12 protein-coding genes, 1 riboswitch and 1 other annotated feature are annotated in these 13,454 nt (G+C 33.2%); all 12 genes read left to right on the forward strand.

Annotated elements, in window-relative coordinates; genetic code table 11:
* The first annotated feature begins 190 nt into the window (after nt 1–190).
* The 12 genes from nrdR to clpX all read left to right on the forward strand — a co-directional run bounded on the left by nrdR (nt 191) and on the right by clpX (nt 13,324).
* Nucleotides 191–661, forward strand: coding sequence for a transcriptional regulator NrdR (nrdR, locus tag KA833_RS08220; protein WP_046207668.1), 471 nt, complete (start codon nt 191–193; stop codon nt 659–661).
* A complete protein-coding gene (locus KA833_RS08225; protein WP_145381219.1) occupies nt 662–2,053 on the forward strand; it encodes a replicative helicase loading/DNA remodeling protein DnaB in 1,392 nt (463 codons plus the stop codon).
* Between the two features lie 3 nt (nt 2,054–2,056).
* Nucleotides 2,057–2,980 carry a primosomal protein DnaI gene (gene dnaI, locus KA833_RS08230; protein ID WP_046207666.1) on the forward strand — a complete coding sequence of 308 codons (924 nt, stop codon included), beginning with the start codon at nt 2,057–2,059 and terminating at the stop codon, nt 2,978–2,980.
* Nucleotides 2,981–3,320: 340 nt separating this feature from the next.
* Nucleotides 3,321–5,258 (forward strand): threonine--tRNA ligase, encoded by a 1,938-nt coding sequence (gene thrS, locus KA833_RS08235; protein WP_210128447.1) that lies wholly within the window; start codon nt 3,321–3,323, stop codon nt 5,256–5,258.
* Nucleotides 5,259–5,317: 59 nt separating this feature from the next.
* A riboswitch (Lysine riboswitch) is annotated at nt 5,318–5,491 on the forward strand.
* Between the two features lie 208 nt (nt 5,492–5,699).
* On the forward strand, nt 5,700–7,193 hold the full coding sequence (locus KA833_RS08240) for an amino acid permease (RefSeq protein ID WP_046207664.1): 1,494 nt from the start codon (nt 5,700–5,702) through the stop codon (nt 7,191–7,193).
* Between the two features lie 58 nt (nt 7,194–7,251).
* Nucleotides 7,252–7,380 (forward strand) — a sequence feature (ribosomal protein L20 leader region).
* A gap of 23 nt (nt 7,381–7,403) precedes the next feature.
* On the forward strand, nt 7,404–7,931 hold the full coding sequence (gene infC / locus KA833_RS08245) for a translation initiation factor IF-3 (RefSeq protein WP_037539866.1): 528 nt from the start codon (nt 7,404–7,406) through the stop codon (nt 7,929–7,931).
* Between the two features lie 28 nt (nt 7,932–7,959).
* Nucleotides 7,960–8,160 (forward strand): 50S ribosomal protein L35, encoded by a 201-nt coding sequence (rpmI, locus tag KA833_RS08250; protein WP_019468477.1) that lies wholly within the window; start codon nt 7,960–7,962, stop codon nt 8,158–8,160.
* A 66-nt stretch (nt 8,161–8,226) separates the two neighbouring features.
* Nucleotides 8,227–8,583 (forward strand): 50S ribosomal protein L20, encoded by a 357-nt coding sequence (gene rplT / locus KA833_RS08255; protein WP_019468478.1) that lies wholly within the window; start codon nt 8,227–8,229, stop codon nt 8,581–8,583.
* A gap of 246 nt (nt 8,584–8,829) precedes the next feature.
* Nucleotides 8,830–9,441 carry an NUDIX domain-containing protein gene (locus tag KA833_RS08260; protein ID WP_046207663.1) on the forward strand — a complete coding sequence of 204 codons (612 nt, stop codon included), beginning with the start codon at nt 8,830–8,832 and terminating at the stop codon, nt 9,439–9,441.
* A gap of 12 nt (nt 9,442–9,453) precedes the next feature.
* On the forward strand, nt 9,454–10,380 hold the full coding sequence (locus tag KA833_RS08265; protein ID WP_046207662.1) for a hypothetical protein: 927 nt from the start codon (nt 9,454–9,456) through the stop codon (nt 10,378–10,380).
* 184 nt (nt 10,381–10,564) lie between these two features.
* Nucleotides 10,565–11,875, forward strand: a complete 1,311-nt coding sequence (gene tig / locus KA833_RS08270) for a trigger factor (protein ID WP_046207661.1) — start codon at nt 10,565–10,567, stop codon at nt 11,873–11,875.
* Between the two features lie 186 nt (nt 11,876–12,061).
* Nucleotides 12,062–13,324: an ATP-dependent Clp protease ATP-binding subunit ClpX gene (clpX, locus tag KA833_RS08275; RefSeq protein WP_046207660.1), complete on the forward strand. Its 1,263-nt coding sequence runs from the start codon at nt 12,062–12,064 to the stop codon at nt 13,322–13,324.
* The last annotated feature ends 130 nt before the right edge of the window (nt 13,325–13,454 follow it).

Consider the following 13,454-nt stretch of genomic DNA (forward strand, 5'->3'; position numbering starts at 1 on the left):
GTTAACTTATATCTTTACCTCTCTTTAAAGTGAATGTGCATTTTCACTTTAAAGAGAGGTTTTATTTTAAATATGAAGGATTAAATGTATTTATTATAAATAAATAGCGTTATTGTGTAATACGATTCTTTTGTGGCATAACGATTTATAGTATAATGAATGGTAATCAAATTGAGAGGGTGGTAATTCGATGAAATGCCCGAAATGTAGTTCAACGCACTCTCGCGTTGTAGATTCACGACATGCTGATGAAGTTAATGCGATCAGACGTAGAAGAGAATGTGAACAATGTGGCACAAGGTTTACTACGTTTGAACATATTGAAAAAAGACCGTTAATCGTTGTCAAAAAAGATGGCACACGTGAACAATTTTTACCTGAAAAAATACTCAATGGTTTGGTGCGCTCATGTGAAAAAAGACCTGTGCGTTATCAACAATTAGAAGATATTACTAATAATGTAGAATGGAAATTAAGAGATGAAGGACGTGCCGAAATTTCTTCAAGAGAAATAGGGGAACACGTCATGAATTTATTGATGCATGTGGATCAAGTTTCTTATGTGCGATTTGCATCTGTTTATAAAGAATTTAAAGATGTTGATCAACTATTACAATCAATGCAAGGAATTTTAGCAGAAAACAAACGGAGTGATTCTTAAATGGGATTACAGTCCTATGATTATGGTTTAAGACCACAAGATGATTTCCACGTGTTGCGTCATTTTTATTTAAATCATAAACATTTAGAAATACTTAATAGATTATTTACGCCAATGATTGGCTCAAATGCTATTGGTTTGTATCATTATTTGAATCAGTTCGTAGAATTTGAACAAGATGTTGTGTTGACACATTATATTATTATGAATGAATTAAAAATAAACTTACTTGAATTCAGAAAGGAAATGGATTTGTTAGAAGGCATTGGATTATTAAAATCTTTTGCGTATCATTCTAAACAACACTCTTCTTTTGTATACAAGCTTGTACAACCACCATCAGCAGAGCAATTTTTTAATGATCCTATGTTATCTGTATATTTATATAGTCAAGTAAGTAAGCAACGCTACTTGCAACTGAAATCACATTTCGAGGATCAAATGACCATTGACTTAAGTCAGTACAAAGATGTGACGCGCACATTCATTGATGTGTTTAAAGTGCCTAACAAAGCACTGACTGAAGATACACAGATGATTGAAAGTGAAGAAACTTATGGTGGTGCAGATTTATCTAATGTAAATTTTGATTTTGAAGTACTTTATGATTTATTACAAAATCATTTTATTAGCACTAAAATAATTGATAGTGAAGCTAAAGCATTGATCACACAGATTGCGACTTTATATGGTTTAACACCAGAAGCAATGAAACGCATTATTTTAAAATCAATCACTAGTGCACAAGAGCTCTCTTTTGAAGAAATGCGTAAACATGCTAGAACCTATTACCTCATAGAACATGAGCAACAGCTTCCAAAATTAAAGGCTAAAAAATCAAATTATATAGATGGTGTCAGCACGGAAAAAAATAATATAACAGAAGATGATTCAAATCATTGGTTAAAACAATTAGACGAAACTAGCCCCATCGATATGCTTGCTTCGTGGTCAGAATCTGAACCGACGACGCAGCAAAAGTATATGGTCGAAGAATTAGTTGAAAGAGAACAACTACCATTTGGTGTAATTAATATACTTTTACAATTTGTAATGTTAAAAGAAGACATGAAACTTCCTAAAACTTATATCTTTGAGATTGCATCAAATTGGAAAAAAAAGGGTATCAAAACTGCAGAAGAAGCGTATCATTATGCTAAAAAGGTGAACCAACCTACATCCAAACAGTCAAATCAAACTAAAAATGGTAGTTATAAACCTAAACAACTCGTTTCTAGGGAAATGACACCTAAATGGCTAGAAGAACGAGATAGTAAAGAAACGAAAAGTCAAAGTTTTGAAGAACTTAATAATCCAGATGAAGATGAAGCGTTAAAAAGAGACCGTGAAGCGTTGTTAAAACGATTGAATAGTAAGCGAGAGGAGGAATAATATATGAAGTCTTTCAATCATATTATGGGTGACTCTAAGGATTTAAGTCAGCGAATTGAAAAGATAAAAAAAGATGTTATCAATGATCCAGATGTCAAAATGTTTTTAGAGACACATCAATCAGAAGTAACTAATGCAATGATTGATGAAGATTTGAATATTTTACAAGAATACAAAGATCAAGAAAAACATTATGATGGCCATGCCTTTAAAGATTGTCCGAACTTTGTTAAGGGTCATGTGCCTGAATTATATGTAGAAAATCAGCACATAAAAATTCGTTACCTACCTTGTCCATGTAAAATCAAACATGACGAAGAAAAATTTGATGCCCATTTAATTGCTTCACATCATATGCAACGAGATACATTAAATGCGAAATTAAGCGATATTTATATGGACAAAAGAGATCGTATAGATGTTGCAATGGCAGCAACCGATATTTGTGAAAAAATAGTAGAAAAAGCGCCCCAAGTCAAAGGTTTATATATACATGGTCCTTTTGGAACTGGAAAATCATTTATATTAGGTGCGATTGCCAATGAATTAAAAGTTGAAAAAGTACCTTCTACGATTGTATATCTACCAGAATTTATTCGCACTTTAAAAGGTGGATTTAAAGATGGCAGTTTCGAATCAAGGTTAGCGAAAGTACGTGAATCACATGTGTTAATGTTAGATGATATTGGTGCTGAAGAGATTACACCTTGGGCAAGAGATGAAGTAATTGGCCCATTACTTCATTATAGAATGGTTCACGAATTACCAACGTTTTTTAGCTCTAACCTAAGCTTTGAAGAATTAGAATATCATCTTTCTGTTACGCGCAATGGTACTGAAAAAACAAAAGCAGCTAGAATAATGGAAAGAATTAAATCGTTAGCAACACCATATTTTTTGGAAGGCAAAAATTATCGTAACGATTGAATTATTAAAAAAATGTTGTATAATATAATTAAATCTAAATCAAGCGAAATAAAATGAAGACATGATAGATAATTTCATACTTCACAGAGAACCAATGTGTGATGAGAATTTGGTAAGTATCATTATCTGTTACTACTTCATGATAGATGTTCTAATCAACATCCGGCTCAAGACCGTTAACTTATGTAGAGTAAAGTATTTTTATCATTATAAAAATTACTTTAATTAGGGTGGTACCGCGAAGACCTCGTCCCTTTTAGGGATGGGGTCTTTTTGTTTTACGTTTGTAATATGACCATTTCGTGATGATTTAAGGCAAGTATAAATAGGAGGAATTTAAATGGATCAAATAAATATTACTTTTCCAGATGGTAATGCGAAAGCATTTGAAAAAGGAACTACTACAGAAGAGATTGCACACTCAATCAGTCCTGGTTTAAGAAAAAAAGCTGTAGCAGGAAAGTTAAATGGACAAATGATTGATTTAACAAGACCAATCGAAACAGATGGTGAAATTGAAATTGTAACACCTGGTAGTGATGAAGCTTTGGAAGTTTTGCGTCACTCTACTGCACATTTAATGGCACAAGCTTTAAAGCGTTTATATGGAGATGTGAAATTTGGTGTGGGTCCAGTCATTGATGGTGGATTTTATTATGATTTTGATATGTCTGAAAGCGTGTCATCTGATGATTTTGAAAAAATAGAAAAAACAATGAAGCAAATCGTCAATGAAAACTATCCTATAGAACGAAAAGTAGTATCGAGAGATGAAGCGAAAACATATTTTGCTGATGATCCGTATAAACTAGAATTAATAGATGCTATTCCAGAAGATGAAAATGTTACTTTGTATTCGCAGGGTGAATTCACTGATTTATGTCGTGGTGTTCATGTACCATCAACTTCAAAAATTAAAGAGTTTAAACTTTTATCAACTGCAGGCGCATATTGGCGTGGAGATAGTGATAATAAAATGCTTCAACGTATATATGGTACTGCTTTCTTCGATAAAAAAGATTTAAAGGCACATCTTCAAATGTTAGAAGAACGCAAAGAACGCGATCACCGTAAAATTGGTAAAGAATTAGAACTATTCTCAAACAATCAATTAGTAGGTGCAGGTTTACCATTGTGGTTACCAAACGGTGCAACTATTCGTCGCGAAATTGAACGATATATTGTAGATAAAGAAGTAAGCATGGGTTATGATCACGTGTATACACCAGTGATGGCAAATGTAGATTTATATAAAACATCAGGACACTGGGATCATTATCAAGAAGACATGTTCCCAACTATGAAATTAGATGAAAATGAAGAAATGGTGTTAAGACCTATGAATTGCCCTCACCATATGATGATTTATGCGAATAAACCACATTCATATCGTGAATTACCAATTCGCATTGCTGAATTAGGTACAATGCATCGTTATGAAGCAAGTGGTGCTGTTTCTGGATTACAACGTGTTAGAGGAATGACTTTAAATGATGCACATATTTTTGTAAGACCAGATCAAATAAAAGAAGAATTCAAACGCGTTGTTAATTTAATTGTCGATGTTTATGAAGACTTTGGATTTGAAAATTATAAATTCCGCTTGAGTTACAGAGATCCTGAGGATAAAGAAAAGTACTTTGATGATGATGAAATGTGGAATAAAGCAGAAAGTATGTTGAAAGAAGCGGTTGATGAACTAGGTTTAGCATACGAAGAAGCTATTGGGGAAGCAGCCTTTTACGGTCCTAAGTTAGATGTTCAAGTACAAACAGCTATGGGTAAAGAAGAAACGTTATCTACGGCTCAATTAGACTTCTTACTACCTGAAAAATTTGAATTGTCATATATAGGAAAAGACGGTGAGCAACATAGACCTGTAGTCATCCATCGTGGTGTTGTTTCGACAATGGAGCGCTTTGTTGCATTTTTAACAGAAGAAACTAAAGGAGCTTTCCCTACGTGGTTAGCACCAAAACAAGTTGAAATTATTCCAGTAAACGTTGACTTGCATTATGATTATGCTCGACATTTACAAGACGAACTTAAATCACAAGGTATAAGAGTCGAAATAGATGATCGAAATGAAAAAATGGGTTACAAAATCAGAGAAGCACAAATGCAAAAAATCCCTTATCAACTTGTCGTTGGGGATAAAGAGATGGAAAATAATGAAGTGAATGTTAGAAAATATGGTTCGCAAGATCAAGAAACGGTTGAAAAAGAATCATTTATTTGGGATTTGGTAGATGAAATCAGACTTAAAAAACAAAGATAACCTTGAAAGTAATGTTGAAATCATGTATATTGAATCTTAGTGAAATAAAAAAATAAAAAAATTGAGTTAGAGGTTGCGTTTTTAATCAGTAACAATCTGTAAGCTATTTGGAGCGTATGTAGGATTTGTGAAAGGTAAAAATGCCGAAATCAAAAGTGACCATTTTTCACTATTGGTTGGGTCAGTTTTCGAAAGAGACTGGACTGTCACATATGTGATGTGCTACCTATATAAATGCTATGACTAAAATGGTTGCATATCTAATAGGTATGTAACCATTTTATTTAGGTTTAAGATTATTATTCATACTAAAACGGGAAATTTATAGCAAATTGGTTAAATAACATGTATATTCCGATGTAAAGGTTATTAATAACTATAAAAGTATAATTATAATCGCATAGTAAGTTGGCCTCTAAGTTTAAAGGAAAGGGAGCATCTATGGCAAAAGAAGTAAATCAAAATAATGGAGTTAAAAGAGGGCTAAAAGATCGTCATATATCCATGATAGCTATTGGTGGTTGTATTGGTACTGGTTTATTTATGACTTCTGGTGGTGCAATTCATGATGCAGGTGCCTTGGGTGCATTACTTGCATATGCAATTATTGGAGCAATGGTATTTTTCCTTATGACATCTTTAGGAGAAATGGCTACTTATTTACCTGTTTCTGGTTCATTTAGTACTTATGCTACGCGTTTTGTTGATCCATCACTTGGATTTGCATTGGGATGGAATTATTGGTTCAACTGGGTTATTACAGTTGCTGCAGATGTTACGATTGCTGCACAAGTGATTCAATATTGGACACCTCTTTCAGGTATACCAGCTTGGAGTTGGAGCTGTTTGTTCCTAATTATTATATTTGGACTAAACGCTTTGTCTGTTAGAGTTTATGGTGAAAGTGAATACTGGTTTGCATTAATTAAAGTTGTTACAGTTATCATTTTTATTGCCATCGGTCTACTTACTATACTTGGAATTATGGGTGGAGAATTCGTAGGTTTTGACACATTTTCTAAAGGCGGTGGCCCAATTCTTGGTGACGGCTTAGGTGGTAGTCTACTGACAATTCTTGGTGTATTCTTAGTTGCAGGCTTCTCATTCCAAGGTACTGAATTAATCGGTATTACAGCTGGTGAATCTGAAAATCCAGAACGAGCAGTACCTAAAGCAATTAAACAAGTATTTTGGAGAATATTGATTTTCTATATATTAGCAATTTTTGTAATTGGTATGTTAATACCGTATGATAGTCCTTCTTTAATGGGTGGTGGCGATGATATTGCTACCTCACCATTTACACTTGTATTTAAAAATGCTGGATTAGCATTTGCAGCATCATTTATGAATGCCGTTATCTTAACATCGGTATTATCTGCTGGTAATTCTGGAATGTATGCATCGACTAGAATGCTATACTCCATGAGTAAAGACAAATTAGCATATCCAGTTTTTGGTAAAACAAATAGAAACGGCGTACCGTATGTATCGTTAATTACGACAGCTGTGATTGTCGTGGGCATCTTTGTATTGCAACATTTGAGTGGTGATGCTTACGAATATATTGTTGCTGCAAGTGGTATGACTGGTTTTATCGCTTGGGTAGGTATCGCAGTCAGTCATTATAGATTCAGAAAAGCATTTGACAAGCAAAATTATGATAAATCTAAATTAAAATACAAAGCTAAACTATTCCCATTTGGCCCAATCTTTGCTGGTGTCCTATGTGTGTTAGTCATTATTGGACAAGACGTAGATTTTATCAAAACAGGTGACTTTAACCTGAACCGATTTATTATCACATATATGGGTATTCCAGTATTTCTAGCATTCTTTATTTATCATAAATTACGTTATAAAACGAAAATGGTACCATTAGAGAAAGTGAACTTACGACAAGACATAGATATGGACGAAATTAAACATAATTAAAATAAACTGTTGACTTATTTGAAGATAGTTGCTAAGATAGGTAATGTTGAATACGAAACGAACCAAGTAGAAGCTCCCGCTTCTCACCTGTAGCGACGCTAAATGCAGTTGGCAGGTCTATATATACATGAAAATATCATGTGTAGAGAAGAGCGGGTATATTATATACTCGCTCTTTTTGCTTGGGATAATTTCGTAAAAATCTTGGAGGTGTCAACCATAGCAAAAGATCAGACTCAAGTTAACGAAAAGATTCGCGCAAAAGAATTACGTTTGATAGGGCAAGACGGAGAACAAATTGGTGTTAAATCAAAATCCGAAGCCCTAGAAATGGCTGAAAGAGTAGGTTTAGATGTAGTCTTAATGGCTCCAAACGCTAAACCACCTGTTGCAAGGATTATGGATTACGGTAAATACAAATTCGAACAACAGAAAAAAGAAAAAGAAATGAAAAAGAAACAAAAAACAATCAACCTTAAAGAAATTCGCTTAAGTCCAACAATTGAGGAACATGATTTCCAAACTAAATTGAAAAATGGACGTAAGTTCTTAGAAAAAGGCGATAAATGTAAAGTTTCTATTCGTTTCAGAGGACGTGCGATTACGCATAAAGAAATTGGTCAACGAGTTTTAGAAAAATTCGCTGAAGAATGTAAAGATATCGCAACTATTGGGCAAAGACCTAAAATGGACGGTCGTCAAATGTTCATTATGCTTAACCCAATAAACGAAAAATAATATTAGATAATACAGGAGGAAATGAATCATGCCTAAAATGAAAACCCACCGTGGAGCTGCTAAACGTGTTAAAAGAACTGCTTCAGGTCAATTAAAACGTTCAAGAGCTTTCACTTCACATATGTTTGCAAATAAAACAACTAAACAAAAACGTAAATTACGTAAAGCTTCATTAGTGCACAAATCAGACATGAAACGTGTAAAACAATTATTATCTTATAAAAAATAATTGATGAGATAGCCTGAGAAACAGCGAAAAATTTAAGAATGTACACATTTTAAGGAGGAATTTATTATGCCACGAGTAAAAGGTGGAACAGTAACAAGAGCGCGTCGTAAAAAGACGATTAAATTAGCTAAAGGTTACTTTGGTGCAAAACGCACATTGTATAAAGTTGCAAAACAACAAGTTATGAAATCAGGTCAATATGCTTTCCGTGACCGTCGTCAAAGAAAACGTGACTTCCGTAAATTATGGATTACACGTATTAATGCTGCAGCACGTCAACATGATATGAGTTATTCAAGATTAATGAATGGTTTGAAAAAAGCTGATATCGACGTAAACCGTAAAATGCTTTCTGAAATCGCGATTTCAGATGACAAAGCTTTTGGTGAATTAGTAGCAAAAGCTAAAGAAGCTTTAAAATAATTTTTAAATAAAGCCTGGGACACCATATTGTCTCAGGCTTTTATGTGGTATTGGCACTGCGTAAATACTTTATGATAGATATGCTTGTGTTAATACCTTTATAAGGTTAATGATTTAGATTCAAAGGTTGAAATATTAGATGATTAATAATTTACCTGCGAGTAAGCGTTTTGCTATTAGTATTGTTTTGAGATACGTGAATGTTTTGATAAAATGACAAGGAAGTCACATATGAAGGAGAAACTAATGTCTAAATTTGACGAAATGATTACGGTAGTACCAAGAAAAATTTTATTTGATAATGAAAATAATCAGTTTAATGGATTTTTAGATAAAAATTCGAACAAGGGACAAGACATTTTTGAAACACTATCGAATTATGAAATTAAACGACGTGGTGATATGGAAGAAGATCCAAGTTATAAACAACTTATTTCGTATTGCATTTTAGAAAATGAGCACGATGAAATATTAGTTTATGAACGACTCTCAGGTGGCGGAGAAACGCGTTTGCATGGTCAGTCTTCGATCGGTGTTGGTGGCCATATGAATGACGTTAAAGGTGCTGAATCTATTAATGAAGTGCTTAGAGTGAACGCTCAGAGAGAATTAAATGAAGAAGTAGGCCTTTCTGAAAGTAAATCACAAAATTTAGCATACATAGGCTTTATCAATGATGATACAAATGAAGTTGGTGAAGTACATTTAGGTGTTGTATTTAAGATTAATGTTAACAGTAATGATGTAGAAGCAAAAGAGACCGACACTTTAAAAATTAAATGGGTCAACCATAACAAGATAGACAATTATGATGAATTTGAAACATGGAGTGCGCTCATTTTACAGGCAATACAATAGAGGTGTTGATTAATGTCTGATATCATTCCATTTCCGAGATCAAAAGAAAAGTTGATTAGAGAAATTAAACAAGCTTTTAATGAAAATAATTTAGCACAAGCTTATCAGTTGTTTGAGTCATTAGAAGCTCAGTTCGAACTTGATGAACAAATGGCTTTATTAAAATGTGCGATGCTTTTTAAAATGGAACATTATTTAGAGCTACGTGAAGAGGCAATCATTCTATTAAAACAAGGTATATCTAATTATGATGATTTGATGATTTATTATGTTAAAAGTTTAAATGGCTTAGGACAATATTTTGAAGTTGTTGAAATTATTAATCAAATCATAGATGAAGTCAATGATCATAAGACTAGAATGGAATTATTTCCAATCAAGGAATTTGCTTTAAGCCAAATTGATAAACATAATGAACATGCAGCTCAAATGCTACAAAGTTTTGATACATTAACACTTAAAGAACAAGTTAACATTATGCTGACGCTCATAGATCATAGTCAATATCGTTATCAAGATACAGTGATTCATTTGTTGAATGAGCTGAAACTCGCACCGAATGTCGTAACTATTATGTTGGAATACTTGCGTTTTGCAAAAAATGACCAAACGATTTCTATTCATAAATATGGATATGAAATCAATGTGATTCCACAGAATCTTGAAGGGCTAGAACAAACTTTATTTAAAACTGAAGTTATACCTAACGTTCTGAAGCAACTTGAAGATGGTGCAGCACAACAACTTGTAGAAGAAGCGCTTCATATGCTGAATAATCATGCCATTTTACTTTATCCATTAAATGTTGAACTCATTGCAACAAAGGAAACTTGGATAGAAGGTTATACAAATTATTTCAAATCAATGTTAGGTTTAGAAAGTATCGATGAAACGAATCATGTGCTTGCATTCATTGAGTCGTTAGATAAAGAAAAATAAGTAGTTTTATCATTAACTCATATGAAAAATGGGTAATGGAGTTAAGAGGTAATATAAAATTATAATAAATTTCAACTTTTTATTAATTATTCATATAAAATTCATAATTTGTGTCGAGCTTTGACGTGTGCTATAATAATGAAGTTGAAAAAATAAAATAGGATAATCATGGAGGTTTTTATACATGACAGCAACTTGGGAAAAAAAGGAAGGTAACGAAGGTGTTTTATCTGTTACTGTTCCAGCAGAAAAAGTAGACAAAGCAATTGATCAAGCTTTCAAAAAAGTGGTTAAACAAATTAATGTGCCGGGCTTCCGTAAAGGGAAAGTACCTCGCCAAATTTTTGAACAACGCTTTGGTGTAGAAGCATTGTATCAAGATGCAGTTGATATCTTATTACCAGAAGCGTATGGTGAAGCTATTGACGAAACTGGCATTAAACCAGTTGATCAACCAGAAATCAATGTAACATCAATTGAAAAAGGTAAAGACATGACATTTGAAGCAAATGTTGTAGTTGAACCTGAAGTTGAACTTGGTGATTACAAAGGTTTAGAAATTGAAAAACAAAATACTGAATTAACTGAAGAAGAAGTACAAGAATCAATCGATCATCAACTTGGACATCTAGCAGAAATGGTTGTTAAAGAAGATGGTGCAGTTGAAAATGGTGATACGGTAAACATTGATTTTGATGGTTATGTTGATGGTGAACAATTTGAAGGTGGACAAGCTGAAGGCTACGACCTTGAAATTGGTTCAGGTTCATTTATTCCAGGTTTTGAAGAACAATTGGTTGGTGTTAAAACTGGCGAAGAAAAAGATGTTAATGTAACATTCCCAGAAGAATACCATGCTGAAGAATTAGCTGGAAAAGAAGCTACTTTCAAAACAAAAGTTAATGAAATCAAATATAAAGACGTTCCAGAATTAAATGATGAAATTGCAAACGAATTAGATGCAGAGGCTAACTCAGTTGATGAGTATAAAGAAAACTTACGTAAACGTTTAGCTGAACAAAAAGCTACAGACGCTGAGAATACTCAAAAAGAAGAAGCTATTAATAAAGCTACGAATAACACAACAATTGATGTTCCAGAAGCGATGATTAAAACTGAGTTAGACCGCATGGTTCAAGAATTTGGACAACGTATGCAACAACAAGGTCTTAATTTAGAAACTTATTTCCAAATTTCTGGACAAGATGAGTCACAATTAAGAGAGCAAATGAAAGATGATGCTGAGGAACGCGTTAAAACAAATTTAACATTAACTGCGATTGCTGATGCAGAAGAAGTAGAAGTATCTGATGCTGACATCGACAAAGAATTAGAAAAAATGAGTGAACAGTTTAATATATCTGTAGAAGATATTAAACAAACACTTGGTAACACTGACATTGTTAAAAATGATGTACGTATTCAAAAGGTTATTGATATGTTAGTAGAAGAAGCGAAATTAGTAGAACCATCTAAAGATGACTCTGAAGCATAACTAAAAATGTCACAAGCATATTGTTTGTAGAAACAAAGTATAGTTGTTTAATATTGTAAACTAGTAGCAGATGCATTCAATTAATGTGTCTGCTACAATGTTTTGTGCAAAAAACTTGAGATTTGTTCAAGTTGCATATTAAAATGCTATCTAGTATAGTCTTTAGGGAATAGGGGTGTAAATAGAATGTTCAAATTCAATGAAGATGAAGAAAATTTAAAATGCTCTTTCTGTGGTAAAGATCAAGACCAAGTTAAAAAATTGGTCGCAGGAAGTGGCGTATATATTTGTAACGAATGTATTGAGTTATGCTCAGAAATAGTTGAAGAAGAGTTAGCTCAATCAGAATCAGAAGGACTAACAGAATTACCAACTCCTAAAGAAATTATGGATCAATTAAATGATTATGTTATTGGCCAAGAAAAAGCTAAAAAATCTTTAGCTGTCGCAGTATATAATCATTATAAACGTGTTCAAAATTTAGGTCCAAATGAAGATGACGTAGAATTACAAAAAAGTAACGTTGCTTTAATTGGGCCAACAGGTAGCGGTAAAACCCTTTTAGCCCAAACTTTAGCTAAAACATTAAATGTGCCTTTTGCAATCGCAGACGCTACGAGTCTCACTGAAGCCGGATATGTTGGCGATGACGTTGAAAATATATTACTTCGTTTAATTCAAGCAGCTGATTTTGATATAGATAAAGCTGAAAAAGGTATCATTTATGTCGATGAAATCGACAAAATTGCTAGAAAATCAGAAAATACTTCTATCACAAGAGATGTTTCAGGTGAAGGTGTACAACAAGCGCTATTGAAAATTCTTGAAGGTACAACTGCAAGCGTGCCACCACAAGGCGGACGTAAACATCCTAACCAAGAATTAATTCAAATAGATACTACAAATATCTTGTTTGTACTTGGTGGTGCATTTGACGGTATTGATGAAGTCATTAAACGCAGACTAGGTGAAAAAGTCATTGGATTTTCTAGTAGTGAAGCATCTAAATATGATGAGGATGCTATCTTAGAACAAATCAGACCTGAAGATTTACAATCATACGGTCTAATTCCAGAGTTTATTGGTCGTGTGCCTATTGTTGCAAATCTAGAAACACTAGATGTTGATGCATTGAAAAATATTTTAACACAACCAAAAAATGCTTTAGTAAAACAATATACAAAAATGTTAGAACTAGATGATGTAGAACTAGAATTTACAGACGAAGCATTGTCTGCAATTAGTAACAAAGCGATTGAGCGTAAAACAGGTGCGCGTGGCTTACGTTCAATCATTGAAGAAGCATTAATCGATATTATGTATGATGTTCCATCTTCTGATGGTGTTGTAAAAGTGGTAATCACTGAAGAAACGATTAATGATGAAAAAGATCCTGAACTATACGATAAAGAAGGAAATCTCGTTAATAAGGAACAAACTTCTGCTTAATAAAATAGTTTGAAAATAAAGGGCTGAATCAAAGCGAATCAATTGATTAGTACTGGTTGCCCTATGAGTTTTGATTAACGTTGTATATATTAGATTATCAAAGTTTTATATTAGTCAATGTTGAAAATTA

The organism is Staphylococcus sp. GDY8P67P, assembly GCF_017892545.1.
Taxonomy (GTDB): Bacteria; Bacillota; Bacilli; order Staphylococcales; family Staphylococcaceae; genus Staphylococcus; species Staphylococcus ureilyticus.

What these genes read in the sequence shown, in the direction of transcription:
- nrdR (WP_046207668.1), top strand. Translation starts at nt 191, where the DNA reads ATGAAATGCCCGAAATGTAGTTCAACGCACTCTCGCGTTGTAGATTCA.
- KA833_RS08225 (WP_145381219.1), top strand. Translation starts at nt 662, where the DNA reads ATGGGATTACAGTCCTATGATTATGGTTTAAGACCACAAGATGATTTC.
- dnaI (WP_046207666.1), top strand. Translation starts at nt 2,057, where the DNA reads ATGAAGTCTTTCAATCATATTATGGGTGACTCTAAGGATTTAAGTCAG.
- thrS (WP_210128447.1), top strand. Translation starts at nt 3,321, where the DNA reads ATGGATCAAATAAATATTACTTTTCCAGATGGTAATGCGAAAGCATTT.
- KA833_RS08240 (WP_046207664.1), top strand. Translation starts at nt 5,700, where the DNA reads ATGGCAAAAGAAGTAAATCAAAATAATGGAGTTAAAAGAGGGCTAAAA.
- rpmI (WP_019468477.1), top strand. Translation starts at nt 7,960, where the DNA reads ATGCCTAAAATGAAAACCCACCGTGGAGCTGCTAAACGTGTTAAAAGA.
- rplT (WP_019468478.1), top strand. Translation starts at nt 8,227, where the DNA reads ATGCCACGAGTAAAAGGTGGAACAGTAACAAGAGCGCGTCGTAAAAAG.
- KA833_RS08260 (WP_046207663.1), top strand. Translation starts at nt 8,830, where the DNA reads ATGTCTAAATTTGACGAAATGATTACGGTAGTACCAAGAAAAATTTTA.
- KA833_RS08265 (WP_046207662.1), top strand. Translation starts at nt 9,454, where the DNA reads ATGTCTGATATCATTCCATTTCCGAGATCAAAAGAAAAGTTGATTAGA.
- tig (WP_046207661.1), top strand. Translation starts at nt 10,565, where the DNA reads ATGACAGCAACTTGGGAAAAAAAGGAAGGTAACGAAGGTGTTTTATCT.
- clpX (WP_046207660.1), top strand. Translation starts at nt 12,062, where the DNA reads ATGTTCAAATTCAATGAAGATGAAGAAAATTTAAAATGCTCTTTCTGT.